Annotated in this window: 10 protein-coding genes; 5 read left to right on the top strand and 5 right to left on the bottom strand. The window is 62.2% G+C overall.

What is annotated here, in order from left to right; all coding sequences use genetic code 11:
* The first annotated feature begins 42 nt into the window (after nt 1–42).
* Both ACR0JF_RS17885 and pbpC read left to right on the top strand, forming a co-directional pair.
* Nucleotides 43–5466, top strand: coding sequence for an alpha-2-macroglobulin family protein (locus tag ACR0JF_RS17885; RefSeq protein ID WP_170661820.1), 5424 nt, complete (start codon nt 43–45; stop codon nt 5464–5466).
* Nucleotides 5463–7523: a penicillin-binding protein 1C gene (pbpC, locus tag ACR0JF_RS17890; protein WP_480669595.1), complete on the top strand. Its 2061-nt coding sequence runs from the start codon at nt 5463–5465 to the stop codon at nt 7521–7523. The genes ACR0JF_RS17885 and pbpC overlap by 4 nt, the downstream gene beginning before the upstream one ends.
* Before the next feature lie 100 nt (nt 7524–7623).
* Here pbpC and ACR0JF_RS17895 read toward each other — a convergent pair whose 3' ends face one another.
* The 4 genes from ACR0JF_RS17895 to ACR0JF_RS17910 are packed head-to-tail and all read right to left on the bottom strand — an operon-like array spanning nt 7624 to nt 14301.
* Entirely contained in the window at nt 7624–9666 is a 2043-nt protein-coding gene (locus ACR0JF_RS17895; protein WP_170661818.1) for a hypothetical protein, read from the bottom strand.
* Nucleotides 9663–12425 (bottom strand): DUF4159 domain-containing protein, encoded by a 2763-nt coding sequence (locus ACR0JF_RS17900; RefSeq protein WP_170661816.1) that lies wholly within the window; start codon nt 12423–12425, stop codon nt 9663–9665. The genes ACR0JF_RS17895 and ACR0JF_RS17900 overlap by 4 nt, the downstream gene beginning before the upstream one ends.
* Nucleotides 12422–13297, bottom strand: coding sequence for a DUF58 domain-containing protein (locus ACR0JF_RS17905; RefSeq protein WP_170661814.1), 876 nt, complete (start codon nt 13295–13297; stop codon nt 12422–12424). The genes ACR0JF_RS17900 and ACR0JF_RS17905 overlap by 4 nt, the downstream gene beginning before the upstream one ends.
* On the bottom strand, nt 13294–14301 hold the full coding sequence (locus tag ACR0JF_RS17910; RefSeq protein WP_170661812.1) for an AAA family ATPase: 1008 nt from the start codon (nt 14299–14301) through the stop codon (nt 13294–13296). The genes ACR0JF_RS17905 and ACR0JF_RS17910 overlap by 4 nt, the downstream gene beginning before the upstream one ends.
* A gap of 64 nt (nt 14302–14365) precedes the next feature.
* Between ACR0JF_RS17910 and ACR0JF_RS17915 the strand changes: the two genes are divergently transcribed.
* Nucleotides 14366–14944, top strand: a complete 579-nt coding sequence (locus tag ACR0JF_RS17915; protein ID WP_170661810.1) for a DUF1285 domain-containing protein — start codon at nt 14366–14368, stop codon at nt 14942–14944.
* On the opposite strand, the gene ACR0JF_RS17920 is transcribed toward ACR0JF_RS17915, so the two are convergent.
* On the bottom strand, nt 14941–15840 hold the full coding sequence (locus tag ACR0JF_RS17920; RefSeq protein WP_480669596.1) for a DMT family transporter: 900 nt from the start codon (nt 15838–15840) through the stop codon (nt 14941–14943). The genes ACR0JF_RS17915 and ACR0JF_RS17920 overlap by 4 nt on opposite strands.
* Before the next feature lie 217 nt (nt 15841–16057).
* On the opposite strand from ACR0JF_RS17920, the gene ACR0JF_RS17925 reads away from it, so the two are divergent.
* Entirely contained in the window at nt 16058–16837 is a 780-nt protein-coding gene (locus tag ACR0JF_RS17925; RefSeq protein ID WP_170661808.1) for a TIM barrel protein, read from the top strand.
* A 49-nt stretch (nt 16838–16886) separates the two neighbouring features.
* Nucleotides 16887–17117: a DUF2798 domain-containing protein gene (locus ACR0JF_RS17930; protein WP_170661806.1), complete on the top strand. Its 231-nt coding sequence runs from the start codon at nt 16887–16889 to the stop codon at nt 17115–17117.
* Nucleotides 17118–17158: the final 41 nt, after the last annotated feature.

Here is a 17158-nt window from a genome sequence, read left to right on the forward strand (position 1 = left end):
GGGCACCGCACGTGTCAAATTGACTCCAAACAGGAGGTCACAATGCACCGCTTTGTATTTTTTTCAATAACTTACATCATTTCCACTTTCGCCCTGACCCTGGGCGCTCTGGCCCAGACTGCCGTGCCCGAGTTCCGCTATATCACGACCCGAGATGCGGATTTTTACGGCTCGGATCTGGATGCGCTGTTCGATACGGATCTAAAGTCCTGTATCCGCGCGTGTTCGGCCAATCAGAGCTGCACGGCCTTTACCTATAACACTCGGTCGGATGCCTGTTTTCCCAAAAGCGGTGTGAACCGGCAGGAGCCTTATCAAGGCGCGGTGTCGGCACAGAAAGCATTCACCCCTGAACAGACCCTAATATTGGGGAAAACGCGCGCTGAGGCCCTCACATTCTTTAGCCAGAAAGACCTGAACGAAGCGTTTCAGCAGGCCCGCGATCTTGGGTTTCGTCACTCTGCCGGAGGGCGTGACCTGCAGACTTTGCTGGAGTCGGCACGGAACGCAGATACGGATCGGCTTGCGATGTTGTGGACTGGGGCGGCCGTGACCCTCAGCGATGCGTCCGACCTATGGGTTGAATACGCCCGCCTGCTGCTGCGCCTGAACCCGAACGGATATCAGGAGCAGCAGGAGTTCCGCACCCGCGCGTTGAACGCCGCCATCAACGGATATCTGCGCGCGGACACACAGGGGGCCCAAATCGCGGCGCTGATGGTGATGTCGGACGCGCTGGAAGCGGTCGAACGCGGGCGAGATATGGTATCGGCGCTGCGGCTGGCCGAACAGGTGCAACCGCGTGAGGATGTCCTGGCGGCTTTGGATGATGCCATCGGAAAATACGGCTTCCGCATCATCGACAGCACGGTGGAAAGCAACGCCGCCGCACCGCGTATCTGCGTTGAGTTCTCGGAACCCTTGGTCAAGGCGGGGGTCGATTACGACCCGTTTGTTCAGCGCAGTGACGATGGGCTGGTTGTGCAGGTCGATGGCAAAAGCCTTTGCCTTGACGGCGTTTCGCATGGTCAGCGCTATCGCTTTTCCCTGCGCGAAGGGCTTCCGGCGGCCTCGGGTGAAGCCCTGAACCGTACTGTCGAACTGACGCACTACGTGCGTGACCGTGCTCCGTCTGTCCGGTTTCCGGGGCGCAGCTATGTGCTGCCGAAATCGGCGGATGCGGCCTTGCCGGTTGAGACGGTCAACACGGGCTCTCTGGAGCTGACCTTGCGACGCGTCAGCGACCGCAACCTGATCCGGGCGGTCCAGCAGGATTTCTTTGGCCGCCCCCTCAGCGAATGGCAGGAACGTGAGTTTTCGGACGAGATTGCCGAGGATGTCTGGACCGGTACCGCCGAGATCGCAAACGAACTGAACCAGAGCATGACCGCCCGCCTGCCCATGGCGGAGGCGATTGCCGATCAACCCGCTGGGATCTACGCCCTGACTGCACGCGTCCCCGGGGCCGATCCCTATGATGAGCCTGGCGCAACACAGTGGTTTGTGCTGACCGACCTGGGGATCAGCACGGCTCTTGGCACCGACGGGCTGCATGTCACCGTACGCGGTCTGCACGATACTACCCCGCGCGAGGGGATCGAGGTCTCGCTGGTCTCAAATGCCAACGCGGTGATTGCCAACGCGCAGACAGATGCCAGCGGCTACGCGCAGTTCGAAGCGGGCCTGACCCGCGGCAAAGGCGCAAGCGCACCTGCTTTGGTGATGGTCGCTGATGGGGATTCCGATTTCAGCTTCCTCTCTCTGACAGACCCTGCTTTTGACCTGTCGGATCGCGGGGTCGAAGGGCGCGCGCCTGCGGGTCCTGTGGATGTGTTCCTGACCACCGACCGGGGCGCCTATCGCGCCGGAGAGGTCATCCACATCACAGCCCTGTCGCGCGACAACACGGCTCAGGCCATCGAAGGCCTGCCCCTGACCGCCATTCTCTATCGCCCCGATGGGGTGGAGTATCGCCGCGCGGTCTCGGATGGCGGTGTTGCGGGCGGCCATGTCTTCAGCCTGCCCGTCGCCCCGGATGTGCCGCGCGGAACGTGGAAGATCGAGATCAAGTCCGACCCCAAGGCCGACGCTCTGGCCCGTCAAACCGTGTTGGTCGAGGATTTCCTGCCCGAGCGCATCGACTTTGACCTCAGCCTGCCGGACGCCCCTCTGCGCCCCGGCGATACGCCGCCCTTGCGGATCGACGCGCGCTATCTGTTCGGCGCGCCGGGGTCGGATCTGAGCATTGACGGTCAGGTCATCGCCCGCCCAACCGACGCCGTTCCGGGCTTTGAAACCTATCGCTTCGGCCGCTACGATGCCGAGACCTCAACCAAAAGCACCTATTTCGGTGATGCGCAGACGGATGCCTCTGGGCAGGCCTCGATTGCCATCGAAATTCCTGTGCTAGAGACGAATGGCAAACCTCTCGAAGCCGAAATCATCGCCCGATTGACAGGCGGATCAGGCCGCCCTGTCGAACGCCGCCTGACGGCTCCGGTCCACCCTGCACAGTCGATGATCGGCATTCGGCCCCTGTTCGAGAACGTGATCCCCGAAGGCACCGAAGCCGCGTTCCAAGTCATCGGGCTGTCCCCGGACCTGACCGCTGAACCCATGCGCTTGCGTTGGACGTTGAACAGACTGGAAACCCGCTACCAGTGGTATCAGCTCTACGGCGATTGGAATTGGGAGCCGACCACACGCCGCACCCGTATTGCCACAGGCGAGATTGAAACAGGAGCAGAGCCTCTGAACCTGTCGCAACCGGTCGACTGGGGGCAATACGAACTGGTGGTCGAACGCCTCGATGGCACTTACGCGGAAACCGCCGTGGAGTTTAGCGCGGGCTGGTATCAGGCGGCGGATGCCTCAACCTCGCCCGACCGGCTGGAGATGTCGCTGGACCGCGACAGCTATCGCCCGGGTGAGACGGCGCAACTGCGGATCGTGCCGCGCATGGCGGGCGTGGCGCAGATCGAGGTCCTCTCGAACCGTCTGATCCACCGCCAAATGGTCGACGTGCCAGCGGGCGAAACCGTGATCCCGATCGACGTGACCGAGGATTGGGGTGCGGGGGCCTATGTCACCGCCACCGTGATCCGCCCCATGGATGTCGCAGCCGGTCAGAACCCGGCACGAGCGATGGGCCTGGCCCATGCAACGGTTGAGCCTGTCGGGCGTCTGTTGGATGTGAGCATTGACGTGCCGCAGGTGACCTCTCCCAGAACGACACAAAAAGCCCTTGTTAGGGTCGAGAATGCGCCCGAAGGTGAGCCTGTTTGGCTGACCCTGGCCGCCGTGGACGTGGGTATTCTCAACCTGACCGGTTTCGAAAGTCCCGATCCTCAGACGTACTATTTCGGCCAGCGCCGTCTGGGTGTGGACCTGCGTGATGTCTATGGCCGCCTGATCGACGGCATGAACGGTGCAATGGGCACGATCCGATCTGGTGGAGACAATTCGGGGATGCAGAGGCAATCCCCTCCGCCCACACAAGACCTGATGGCCGTTTTCAGCGGCCCGGTTCAGGTGGATGCAAACGGAGAGGTCGAGGTCGACATCCCTCTGCCCGCCTTCAACGGAACCGTACGGCTGATGGCGGTCGCCTGGTCGGCGGCAGCCGTCGGACAGGCCGAGGCCGAGATGATCGTGCGCGACCCCGTGGTCGTCACAGCCAGCCTGCCCCGGTTTCTAGCCCCCGGCGACCAAAGCCGGATGTTACTTGAGATCGTCCATGCCGATGGCCCATCAGGTGAGATTGGACTGGGGCTGACCACCTCATCCGGGTTGGAGTTGGGAACAGCCCCCGCCAGCTTTGTGCTGGAGGATGGCGGCAAGGCGGTGTTCGAAATCCCGCTTCGCGCGCTTGCCGTCGGAGACCCGGAAATCAGCGTGGCGATCACGACGCCGGATGGCCGCGACTTGTCGCAAACTCTTCGGATGCCAGTGCGCGTAAACGACCCTGTTGTGGCTCAAACACGGCGGTTTTCGCTGGGTACGGGCGACAATTTCCTATTCACCCAGGACGTGTTCGATGGCTTCCAGCCCGGCACCGCAAAGGCGATCCTGTCTGCAGGCGCTTTGGCAAAGTCCGACACGCCCGCCCTGCTGGATCAGCTGAATCGCTACCCCTATGGCTGCACCGAGCAAATCACCAGCAAGGCCCTTCCGCTGCTGTACCTGTCGTCCGTGGCGCAAGCGTCGGGGCTGGGTGACGGGCCAATTGTGGATCAACGCATCGGCGACTCGATCCGTAGTATCCTGACCCGGCAGGCCCCGAACGGAGCGTTCGGCCTCTGGCGTGCAGAAAGCGGGGATTTCTGGTTGGATGCCTATGTCACCGACTTCCTCTCGCGCGCCCGAGCGCTAGGCCACCCGGTGTCGGACCGCGCCTTCGCGCAGGCCATGGATAACCTGCGCAACCGCGTGAACTATGCCCCGGATTTCGACGAAGGCGGTGAAGATATCGCCTATGCGTTGATGGTGCTGGCCCGCGAAGGCGCAGCCTCGATGGGTGACCTGCGATACTATGCGGATACCAAGGGTGACGCTTTCGACACCCCTCTGGCCGCCGCGCAACTTGGGGCGGCGCTGGCGTCCTACGGAGATCAAACCCGTGCCGATGCCATGTTCGCCCGTGCGGCCCAACTGCTGCAGCGCCGACCCGCGCAGGAGCGCTACCTGTGGCGAGTCGACTACGGCACAGATCTGCGGGATGCCGCCGGTCTTCTGACCCTTGCGGTCGATGCGGGCAGTCAAGCCGTGGACCGGGACGCGCTGATCCAACGTGTCACCTCAGGCCACGCGCATTTGTCGACACAGGAGGCCTCATGGTCGCTGCTGGCCGCGCATGCGCTTGTATCAGACCCATCCGACTCGGGGTTGATGGTAAACGGCGCGCCGGTCTCGGGTCCTTTCGTTCAGGTGCGTGAGACAGGGTTTACAGATGACCTGAACATCTCGGCCACCGCAGCCAACCCAACCGATATCACGCTGACAGTGACGGGCATCCCAACCACTCCGCCCGAAGCCGGAGGCACGGGGTACGCCATAAACAGAGCCTATTATTCGCTGGAAGGCGAACCTCTGGACCTGTCCACCTTCACTGCCGGTGACCGCTTTGTAACCGTTCTGACCGTCACACCGTTCGAGAGCGGTGGAGCCCGGCTGATGATCAATGACCCACTGGCGGCGGGAATCGAGATCGACAACCCCAACCTGTTGCGATCAGGCGATGTGCGCGCGTTGGATTGGCTGGTCCTGTCCGACGCGACCCATACCGAGTTCCGCGCAGACCGCTTCCTGGCGGCTGTCGATCTGTCCGGTGGCGAGACGGTGACGCTGGCCTATGTGGCGCGCGCCGTCACGCCCGGCGCGTTCCACCAACCGGCCGCCTCGGTCGAGGATATGTATCGCCCGCAAAACCGCGCGCGAACGGAAACCGGGCGGGTTGAGGTGCGGTGATCCTTCGCCTTCCATATCGGCGCAAGGGGTTCGCGCCGGTGCTGCTGGCGTTGGCCTCTGCGCTCTACCTGACCGCCTTTGCGCGCGACCGGTTGGATGCGTGGGTAGACGAGACCGTCCTGCCACCTGTACTGGCCGAAACCTCAGTCGAAGTCAGGGACCGGGACGGAGCGCTTCTGCGGGCCTTCCCGGTCGAAGATGGCATCTGGCGCATGCGCCCCGGCCCGGTTGATCCCGCCTTTACCGAGATGCTGATCCGGTATGAGGATAAACGGTTCTGGTCGCATTCCGGCGTCGACCCTCTCGCATTCCTCCGCGCGGCTGGCCAAGCCCTATGGAACGGACGTACCGTTTCCGGTGGATCAACCCTAACCATGCAGGTCGCGAGACTGATCGAAGACGGCTCAACCGGGCGCTGGAAGGGCAAAATTCGCCAAGTTAGGGTTTCAATGGCGCTGGAACGGCGGCTGAGCAAGAAGCAGATTCTAAACCTCTACCTGACTCACGCCCCCTATGGTGGCAATCTGGAAGGCCTCCGCGCAGGCAGCCGTGCATGGTTTGGAAAAGACCCGGCGCGGCTGACCCCCGCGCAGGCAGCCCTGCTGATTGCCCTTCCCCAATCGCCCGAAGTCCGACGCCCGGACCGTGCCCCCTTGGCCGCCCGAAACGCGCGTGACCGGGTTCTGAAGCGGATGCAGTCTTATGGAGTTTTGACCGAATCTGAGATGCACAGCGCGCTGACGGAAGATATCCCGGATCAGATGCGCGCATTTCCCCGTTTGGCCCCTCACCTCACAGACCGAGCGCGGCGCGAAAACCCGGGATCAGAGGCTTTGGATCTGACACTGGATGCCGGGCTGCAGGAACGGCTGGAGCCTCTTGTGGCGCAGGCAGCGGCGCGAGCGGGACCGCGTATTTCGGGGGCTTTAATCGTGGCTGATCACCGCAGCGGAGAGATTCTGGCCTCGGTCGGTTCTTCGGGCTACCAGGACGCGCGGCAAGGGTTCGTGGATATGACCCAAGCGCTACGCTCTCCGGGGTCGACGCTGAAGCCTCTGGTTTATGGGTTGGCCTTCGATCAGGGGCTTGCCCATCCCGAAACGCTGATCAGCGACAGCCCGGTGATGTTTGGTCGCTACGCGCCACGCAACTTCGATGGCGTCTTTCGAGGCGATGTGCGGGTTCGGGACGCGCTGCAAATGTCGCTTAATATTCCAGTTGTACGCCTGACGGATGAGCTTGGGCCTGCGCGCGTGATGGCTGCCCTGCAGCAAGCCGGTGCAGCCCCACGGCTGAACGGAGGCACCCCGGGCCTTGCCGTTTCATTAGGCGGCATTGGACTGAGCTTGCACGATCTGGTGCAACTCTACGCCACGCTGGCCGCAGGTGGGCGACGGCCAACGTTGCGCCATGACGCCTTGGCGGACCGCACTGAGACGCCTCAGGTTCTGTCAGATGTCGCAGCATGGCAGGTGAGCGATATTCTGGCCGGTCTTGCCCCTCCACCAAGGGCCGCCGCGTTTGGCTTAGCGTATAAGACCGGCACGTCTTACGGGCACCGAGATGCTTGGGCGATCGGCTTTGACGGTCAGCACGTGATCGGCGTCTGGCTGGGGCGCGCGGATGGCACTCCGGTCCCCGGTGCCTTCGGCGGAGAGCTGGCGGCCCCTCTGCTGTTTGAAGCCTTCGGCCATCTGAAACCGGCTGCTACCCCGCTGCGCCCACCACCGCCATCGACCTTGATTGTGGGGGCCGCCGAACTGCCGCAACCCCTACAACGCTTTACGCCCCGAGGGGCAGTGTTCGACGATAACCCAAGCGCCCCGGACCTGATCTTTCCGCCCAATAACTCTGTGTTAGAGACGGGTGGAGGCCCAGTGACCGTCAAACTGCGTGGCGGAATTGGGCCGTTTTCGCTTCTAGCGGATGGCGTTCCGGTGTTGACGGGGCAACGGTATCGCGAGTTCGAAATTCCGAACCCGGGTCGCGGGTATTCCGCGCTCGTGGTGGTAGACGCCCACGGCGCATCGGATCGGGTGTTGGTTCGGATCGACTAAAGCGTTTCGGATTTTACCTCAATCATCAAGTGACACGAATGTCCCGAGAACGCTGAAAGCGTGGCAGAGTATTCGAGTCGCAGGTCTGACCCCAAGCGATCTAGCGACGGCCTTCGCGCAGCCATCCGCCCAGCAAGAACCCACCGGCCAACAGCAGAACCAGCCATGGCGGCAGCAGCCCGGCTTGAGTAACGTCCCGCGTCTCATAGGCCTCGCGCGGGGTCAGACCGATCCAGCCACGCCCCGCCGCCGGACGCCCAGCGCGGACGTTGCGGATTGAAGGTAAGCCCTCTTCCAGCCGGATCACACCACCGCGCATGGCGGCGATCACAGGTTCAAGCACGTCGCCGGTTGCGATAGTGCGCTCAAACTCTTTCGGGGCCGCAGGCCCAAGGCCTATCACGGCCATCAAATCGCCTTCCTGCAGCCGATAGAGGCCAATCTCCGGCCCGAAATACTGCGCCTCGAACCGTCCGGGTGAAACCTCTTCAAGGGTGATCTCAAGCGTTTCGCCATTGGGCCGGGTGATCGTGACTGGCCCGACCTCTTCTTCGAGAGTCTGGCGAATGATACGCATCGACTGGCCGTTGGCCTCGGCCCAAAGCGCCTCTTCTTCAAGCTCGGGCTCTTTCATCATCCAATGGGCCAGACGTCGCAGCAATTCCAACTGAGGCCCACCGCCTTCAAAACCGCGGCTCCACAGCCAGGCGTGGTCTGACGCGAGCAGGGCGACCCGCCCTTCACCCACCCGGTCCAAAACCAAAAGCGGCCGGTCCTCAAGGCCGGTCATCAAGACCTGGCCCGAGCGTTCGTTCACATCGATCTGGCGCAGCCACGCGCCCCAATCCTCGGAATCGCCCAGATTGGTGGTCACAGGGTGCCGATGCCCCAGATCACTAACCATGGGGACGTAGCGCTCTTCGATCACCCGTGCCGTCGGTTGCGCCGGAAGACTGCCCGCGAGAGGCGAGCGGAAGATGCTGTCCGCGGTGGCGAAATCGGGGCCAGCGGCAATCAGCACAGCGCCGCCACTGTCGATATATTCTGCCACGTTATCCAGATAGATCGCAGGCAGGATGCCCCGGCGTTTGTAGCGATCAAAGATGATCAGGTCGAAATCGTTGATCTTCTCCAGAAACAGCTCGCGCGTCGGGAAGGCGATCAGCGAAAGCTCATCCACCGGGACGCCGTCCTGTTTCTCGGGCGGGCGCAGAATGGTGAAATGCACCAGATCGACCGAGCTGTCGGATTTCAGCAGGTTGCGCCAGGTGCGCCCGCCGGGATGCGGCTCGCCCGACACCAACAGAACGCGCAGCCGGTCGCGCACGCCGTTCATCTGGATCAATGCAGTATTGTTGCGATCGGTCAGCTCACCATCGGCCTCCGGGACCGTGAATTGGATGACGTTCCGCCCGCCATGCGGCAGAGAAATCGGCAGTTCGACATCCACGCCAATGGGTATACGGAACTCCTCTGGCTCGCCCCCATCAACCGAGATCTCAAGCGGTGCGCTGGTGGCCCCGCCCGGAGCCGCGCCGCTGTCTTCAACGCGCAACGTCAGGGTTACGGGTTCACCGATGATGGCAAAGGCAGGTGCATTGCGGACGATGAGCCTGCGGTCCCAGTCGCTCTCACGCCCGGTCTGCAAAAGGTGCAGAGGCGCGGGCAGGTCGGGCGCTTGATCAATGTCATGTACGATCCCGTCTGAGACCACGAGGATACCGGCCACCCGCGCGCGCGGCTCCTCGGCCAGGGCCGCATTCACAGCGGCCATCACCTGTGTGCCTTCGTCGCCATCGCCGTCGCCCACGCTGATGCGGCGCAGTTCGGTATTGTCGCGCGACTCGATCTCGGCCGCCAAGGCCTCAGCCGCTTGGGCAGTTTGGTCGGCTCGGTCCGAGAGCGTCTGGCTTGCGCTTTCATCCTCGATCATCAGGACGATATCTGTCAGCGGCGCGCGGTCTTCGATCTGGTATACGGGACCGGCAAGCGCGGCGATCACGACCAAAGCGGCCAAGCCACGCAACGCCCAGCCGGACAAGCCGCGCCAAACGGCCAGTATTATCCCGCCAACCGCTATCGCGGCGACAACCGCCAGAATGGGCCACGGGACCAGCGGATCAAATATAACGGTTCCGGTCATTGTCCCAACCTGTCCAGCAGAGCAGGCACATGGACCTGATCGGATTTGTAGTTCCCGGTCAACACATGCATCACCAGATTGACCCCAAAGCGATTGGCCAACTCTCGCTGACGCTCCCCCGCATAGCCACGCCCTACCGGCAGCAGGGCCTGCCCGTTGCGATCCACCGCCCAGGCCCCGGCCCAGTCGTTGCCGCCGATCACCACGGGCGTCACGTTGTCGTTGAGGTTGCGGAAGGGCATACCTTCGATCTGTTCCGCATCCAGCGGGGCGGCCTCGACCCAGACATCGGTTCCGGCGTAGCGTCCGGGGAAATCCTGCAGAAGATAGAAAGTTCGCGTTAGCACGTGATCGTTCGGAATCGGCTCTAACGCGGGGATATTTAGCGGCGCAGCCAGTTGCTGCAGCTTGCGCCCATTGGGGCTGGAGGCACCGAAACCCGCGATATCCGCATCGCGCGTGTCAAACAGGATCATACCGCCCGACCGCAGATAGGCATTCAGCTTGGCATAAGCCTCATCCGACGGGCGCGGCTGATCCTGCGTGATGGGCCAATAAAGCAGCGGGAAAAAGGCCAACTCGTCCCGTTCCAGATCAACGCCAATCGGCGCAGCGGGTTCGACCGAGGTGCGGTAGTTCAACGTCTGAGCCAATCCTCGCAACCCAGCCTGTGCGATATCGTCCACCTGGCTGTCGCCGGTCAGCACATGAGCCAAAACCAGTTCATGGGTCGCGGCGAGGGCAAAGTCGGTCTCATCGGGCGACTGTGCCTGCGCCTCGGGCACGAGCAACACGGCCCCGATAGCAACCGCTGCCGCCTTGGCCAGACCCAATCGGCCCGACAAGGCCAGAGACGCGATTACGTCCACGGTCAATAGGATCAATGCGAGGCTCAGCAGTATTCCTCCCAAGGGCGTCTCGGTTGAGGCCTCCTGCCCACGGATCGGCACATCTGCGGGCCAGACAACGGGGCCGAGCGTCGTCTCCTCCGACAGCACATTCCGCGCCAGCTTTTGCTTCCCACTTTCATAGAGGCCAGGACGAAGGTCGGGCCCAATCTGGCCTGACACCAGTTCAACCCCATCCACGCCCGCCAGCGTACCGGCATCGGACAATGCTCCGAACCCATCCATGATCTGGACCGGCTCCCACGTGGTGCCCTCTAATTGCGCGACCTGACGCGATTTCGCGGCCGAGGCGACGGCCAGACGGTCCAGCATTTCCACGAACAGGCCAGACAGCGGCAGGCTGGACCATTCCGCATCGGCGGTCACATGGAACAGGACAACCTGCCCCAAGCCAAGCGCCTTGCGCGTGACCAGAGGTGTACCGTCCGACAGTGACGCAATCACGCGATCCGCCAAGTTAGGGTCTGGTTGCGCCATGACCTGAGTGGACACGGTCACGTCGTTTGGTATCTGCAACCCGTAGAAAGGCGAGTCCTCGGGGAAAGGCGCCAGCGTCTTGGATTCCCCCCAGCTCATCGCGCCGCCTACGGTACGCCCGCCGCTGCGCAGACGAACCGGTAACAGCGTATCCTCTTCATCGCGACCCAGATCGCTCGCCGCCATGCGGGGTCCTGCAAATCGTAGCAACAGACCGCCCTGTTCAACCCACTCGATCAGAGCAACCTCTTCCGGGCCCGAGATCTGGGCGACGTCCGACAGCACAATTACATCGGGATTTGCAGGTAGAACCTCGGGCAGGCCGCCCTCAACAAAATCGGCGGTGGGGATCAGAACCTGCGTCAGGTAGTGCAGCGGCGACAGCAGCTCCAACCCTTCGCGGTTGAGGGTTCCTGCAATCAGCGCGACTTCGCGGCGCCGCAGACTGTCATCAGTCAGCGTCACCGCCCCGGCCGAGCGCTGACCCTGCAACTCAAACCGTGTGATCCGGGCGCGCAGCTCAGACGGCAGGGCGAGGTCAATCTGGGCTTGGGTCTTTCCGGCTGCGAAAGTCATCTCGGCTGATTGTAATACCCGCGCCGTGCCGGCAGGGTCACGGCCTTGCGCCAGAACGGTCACACTCCCCTCCGGGCCCGGTTCGGCCCGCAATGCGGTCAATTGAATGATGCCGTCCTGATAAACGGCAGGCAAAAGCGCCAGCGCAGCCGCGTTCGAGCGGTAGACGGTGACTTGCCCTCGGGACTGCAGTTCAGACACTAACTCAGTGTGTTTTTCATAACCCAAGCGGTCGCTAAACCAATGCGTATCAAACCCGCCTTCGACCTGCTCCAGCGCGGCGATGACTTGATCAACCTGATCCTCGGTCGGCTGCCATGGGTTCGGAGCAAGGCCCGGCAAACGATTGCGCCAAGCTTCGGCCGCCTGAAACACGGGCGGTTCCGGCTCGGTCAGGCGCAGGATCGAAACGGGGCGGCCCGCGCGTCCGGCCTCGGTCAATTGCGCGTCGATCTGGTCCAGCGTTGACGACCAGCGCGTGGCCCCGGCCCAGCTTGCATCCAGCACCAGCATCAGGGGGCCAGTGCCCGTCTGATCGCGCGACGGGTTCAACACGGGACCGGCCAAACCGATGATGATCGCCGCCGCCGCCAGCATACGCAGCAAAAGCAACCACCAGGGTGTCCGGTCCGATACGCTCTCATCGTCCTTGAGGCCGAGCAGAAGTGTGACCGCCGGGAACATCCGACGGATCGGCGCGGGTGGGACAGCGCGCAGGATCAGCCACAGTATCGGCAGGGTCAGCAGACCCAACAACATCCATGGCGCTGTGAAGCCGATGCCCGCCAAAACGGTCATTGAACACCCCCGTCTAACACGCGATAGAGCCACAATAGAGCCGATTGCGCGCTTTCTCCGGTGTGGTGCAGACCCAACTGCCAGCCGGTCGCGCGGCACAGATGTGTCAGCGCATCCTTGCGCGCAGCGAGGCAGTCCAGATACCGGTCGCGCAGCTCTCCGGCCTTCAGCGTTTCATGCCGAACGGTGCCGCCGACGCTTTCAAAAATGGTGCGGCCCGCGAAGGGGAATGTCTCCTCCCCCGGATCGAGGACTTGCAACAAAACGCCCCGAACGCCGCGATCTGCGGCTTTGGTCAGGGCCAGCTCAACCTCATCCATCGGGCCAAGAAAGTCCGAGATGAAAACCGCACGGGCGTGAGGGATCATCGCGCGGTGTTCCGGCGGGGCGTAGTCGACCTCCGAGTCCTCGGACCATGCCTCGGCCAGCCTAATGATCTGCGCATTCCCGCGTCGGGGTGGCAGGGTTGTACCCGTCAGGCCAACACGCTCACCCCCGCGCACCAGAAGGATCGCAGTCGCCAGACCCAACAGCCTGGCGCGATCCGCCTTGGAGGGCAGCGCCTTATCCGACGTAAAGCGCATCGAGGCCCCCTGATCGACCCACAGCATGACCGATTGCGCGATCTGCCACTCGCGTTCGCGCACGAATTGCTGATCCCCGCGTGCCGAGCGGCGGTGGTCGATCATCCGGCGGCTGTCTCCTATCTGGGCGGGACGATATTGCCAGAAGTCGTCCCCCATGCCGGATCGCCGCCGACCATGGTCACCTAGTAGAACAGTGCCGGCCAGATGCTCGGCACGCGCCAAAAGCGGCGGCAGCCGGGACGCCTCGGCCTCGGATCGTTGACGAAGGGTCAGCGCAGCATTCACGCCGCAGCCTCAGTGCGGATCAGGCCAGCAGCTGTGCTGTCGATCAGGTCGGCAAGGCTGTCGCCCCGCGCACGTGCCGCAAAGTTCAGAGCCATCCGGTGGCTGAGAACCGGGCGCGCCATATCCAGAACGTCCTCGGCATTCGGGGCAAGACGCCCCTGCAGCATCGCCCGCGCCCGCACGGTCATCATAAGCGCCTGCGCCGCACGCGGACCGGGACCCCAAGCAACGGTTTCAGCGACACGAGCCGAGACGCCCGCTTCCTCGGGACGGAACGCGCGGACCAGATCGAGGATCAGTTCCACAACGGAATCCCCGACAGGCATCCGGCGCAACAGGACCTGAGCTGCCAACAGCTCTTCCTTGCTGAAAATCTGATGCGCCTCGTCCTCGGCCACGCCGGTGGTGGCCAACAGGATATCCCGCTCGGTCTGACGATCGGGGTAATCTACGTCGATCTGCACAAGGAAACGGTCCAGCTGAGCTTCGGGCAGCGGATAGGTGCCCTCTTGCTCAATCGGGTTCTGCGTTGCCAACACGTGGAACGGCGTGCCCAGCACGCGGTCTTCGCCCGCCACGGTCACTGTGCGCTCCTGCATCGCCTGCAGCAAGGCCGACTGTGTCCGGGGGCTGGCGCGGTTGATCTCATCCGCCATCAGCAACTCGCAGAAGATCGGCCCCGAAATAAACCGGAAATGACGGCTGCCATCATCGGCTGTATCCAGAACCTCGGACCCCAAAATATCGGCGGGCATCAAGTCGGGCGTGAACTGAATACGGTTGCCATGCAGGCCCATAACGGTCGACAGCGTCTCGACAAGTCGGGTTTTTCCCAGACCCGGCAAACCGATCAGCAAGGCATGCCCCCCGCACAGCAGCGCCGTCAGGGTCAGGTCCACAACCCTCTCCTGCCCGATGAAGCGGCGAGTGATCGAGGATTTCGCCTCTTGCAGCTTGTTTTCCAACGCTTCGATCTCGGACACGAGGTCGGCAGGTTCGGACATGACTTTCCCTTCCGTGGACTATTATAGATGAAGTCTATCGCGCTGAGAGGAAATGGCAAAAGCAATGAGCGGACAAAAACCTGTGAAACCTTCCCTTGACGGTCTTGCGGCCTCGATCAAAGCGACCAAAACCAAGGGTTTACCCCCCGTTCACCTCTGGAATCCCCCTTTTTGTGGTGATCTGGACATCCGGATCGCCAAAGATGGCACTTGGAGTTATTTAGGCTCGCCCATCACCCGTTTCGAGCTTGTGAAGCTTTTTTCCTCGATTCTTAAGCTGGAGGACGGGAAATACTATCTGGTGACCCCGGTCGAGAAGGTGGGAATCACTGTCGAGGATGCGCCGTTCATCGCGGTCGACGTCGATGCCTCGGGCGAGGGTGAGGCGCAGGCTCTGACTTTCACCACCAAAGTTGGCGATATCGCGGTGGCCGGGCCGGATCATCCGATCCGCGTTGTCATGGACCCGCAGACCCAGGAACCCTCTCCATACATTCTGATCCGCAACGGGCTTGAGGCCCGGATTGACCGCAAGAGCTTTTACCGGCTGGTCGAGATGGGTACCCATCATGAGGACTGGTTCGGAGTTTGGTCCGAACAGCGCTTCTTTCCGTTGATCAAGTCAGAAGACCTGCCGGACTAAGCCGCCTTTGCAAATTTCCGATCCTGCGCCAGCACTACGGCCACCGCAACGACCCCTGCGCCCAAAGCGCGGGTCCAGTTCCACTCTTCCCCCAGCACCAGCATGATCAGCATCACGTAGAACGGTGCGATGTTGATGTGGAACGAGGCCAAAGCAACGCCCAGTTTCCCAACGGATCCGACAAACAGAACTTGGCTGAGGCCCATAGACACCAGAGCATAGATCCCAAGCATTCCGATCTGTTGAACATCAATCTGCGCCGTTGGCATGACATCCATACCCACTTGGCGTGCCCCGAAAAACAGCAGCAAAGCGACGACTAAGCCGCCGAAGAACGTAATTGTGCTGCGCCCGGTCTGGCTCAGCTCGGGAAAATCCCTCGCCGTTGCCATAGTCGCCCAGCAGAACAACCCGGTGGACACGATGGCGCAGATCGCGCCCAAACCCAATTGCGCGGGCGCCACTGCACTGGTCGCGATCAGACCGCCAATGATGGACACCACAACGCCCAGCGCGAAATTCCAGCGCAACCGTCGTGCCCCGGTTGCCAGTTCGATCAGAGTGGCAAACAATGGCGCGCAGGAGGCAATGATGGCGACGGTCACAGGATCTGTCAGTTTTTGCGCCACGATGATCAGGAACATACCGGCCCCGAGTGTCCCGCCAACAAGCATCGCATGACCCCAACGGGCGCGTAAAACCCGGCTTGGCCCGTCGATCAGAAACCACAAAGGCACCATGACCGCCACTGCTAGCGCCAGGCGCGCCACGAACAGCGCGACCGGAGGCCAGGTCTGCAGCAACACTTCGGCCGCAGGAAACCCCGCTGCCCAGGTCAGCATGGACGCCACAGCCAAACCGTTTCCAGACAAGGCCGAGCTGCGGCCAGTGGACATAGGAAGAGTGTTCCCGCGCACAGGATCAGGGCTCATCGCCATGGGATCGGACCTTCTGTTGGAACGGCGCAGAAAAATGATTCGCCGTGTTAGCCCAAACATCTCTGGATTTGAGCCTGCCTTCTTGTCGATTTTCGACAATCTGTCGTTTTCAATCCCTTTCCTCGAAAATCGGTGGAGACTAAGCTTGGGCGGATCACCGACCCAAAGGCCTCTCATGCCCAAATTCGCCGCCAATATCTCTCTGCTCTTTACCGAACTCCCATATCTGGAGCGGTTCCAGGCCGCGGCCGAGGCGGGTTTCAAGGCCGTCGAAATCCTGTTCCCCTATGAGCTGGCCGCGAAAGAGACCCGCCGTGCCCTTCTGGCCAACGGGCTGGAGCTTGTACTGATCAACGCGCCTCCGCCAAACTACACGGGGGGTGAGCCGGGCTATGCCGCCGTGCCCGGCGGTGAGGCGCGGTTCCAATCCGATATCCGCCGCGTCTTGCGCTATGCCGAGGTGCTCAAACCCGGCCTGATCCACATCATGTCCGGCTATGCATCGGGGCCTGAGGCGCTGGATTGCTTTGTTCGCAACCTGCAATGGGCCGCCGATACAGCCCCCGGCCAGACCTTCACCATCGAGCCGCTGAACCAAGTGTCCCAACCCGACTATTTCCTCAACGACTACGATTTGGCCGCGGAGGTTTTGGACCGCGTGGATCGCCCCAACCTGGGCCTGCAATATGACAGCTTTCACGCACAGATGATCCACTCGGATCCGCTGGAGATTTGGGACCGCTTTCACAATCGCGTCATCCACGCCCAGATCGGCGCAGCACCCCACAGGTCCGAACCGGGTAGCAGCGAACTGGATTTTCAGACCCTGTTCAGGGCGATGGAGGTCTCTGGCTATGAAGGATGGGTCAGTGCGGAATATACTCCCTCAACAGCTTTGACGAGCTCATCCCTGGATTGGATGCATAAGGCAGTTCTTGCCAATGCAGATCTCTGAACCGCAGATGGGGTCGTCTGTTGTACCGTAGATACCAAGGAAGCGCCTTATGATCCCTGCCCGCTATGCCCGCGCCGTGTTCAGCCTGATCATGTCCGGGTTGATGTCCTGCATCGTCACCGGGATCGCAACAGTCAAAGCCATCGGATTTGGCCCGTCCACTCTTAGCGATTGGATGGCCTCATGGGCCTTTTGCTGGCCCATCGCCTTCACCGTAATCTTGCTGTTTGGCCCAACCGTGCAACGGTTCGTCAACCGCATGGTCAGGCCACAGGACTGACCCGCTGCGAAGAGGGTCCGCCGGGCCTGATGAGCAGCGCC

The sequence above is a fragment of the Ruegeria sp. BG11 genome (genome assembly GCF_056538565.1).

Excerpts from the sequence above, each read along its gene's own strand:
- ACR0JF_RS17885 (WP_170661820.1), top strand. The coding sequence starts at position 43 with ATGCACCGCTTTGTATTTTTTTCAATAACTTACATCATTTCCACTTTC.
- ACR0JF_RS17895 (WP_170661818.1), bottom strand. The coding sequence starts at position 9,666 with ATGACCGGAACCGTTATATTTGATCCGCTGGTCCCGTGGCCCATTCTG.
- ACR0JF_RS17900 (WP_170661816.1), bottom strand. The coding sequence starts at position 12,425 with ATGACCGTTTTGGCGGGCATCGGCTTCACAGCGCCATGGATGTTGTTG.
- ACR0JF_RS17910 (WP_170661812.1), bottom strand. The coding sequence starts at position 14,301 with ATGTCCGAACCTGCCGACCTCGTGTCCGAGATCGAAGCGTTGGAAAAC.
- ACR0JF_RS17915 (WP_170661810.1), top strand. The coding sequence starts at position 14,366 with ATGAGCGGACAAAAACCTGTGAAACCTTCCCTTGACGGTCTTGCGGCC.
- ACR0JF_RS17920 (WP_480669596.1), bottom strand. The coding sequence starts at position 15,840 with ATGTCCACTGGCCGCAGCTCGGCCTTGTCTGGAAACGGTTTGGCTGTG.
- ACR0JF_RS17925 (WP_170661808.1), top strand. The coding sequence starts at position 16,058 with ATGCCCAAATTCGCCGCCAATATCTCTCTGCTCTTTACCGAACTCCCA.
- ACR0JF_RS17930 (WP_170661806.1), top strand. The coding sequence starts at position 16,887 with ATGATCCCTGCCCGCTATGCCCGCGCCGTGTTCAGCCTGATCATGTCC.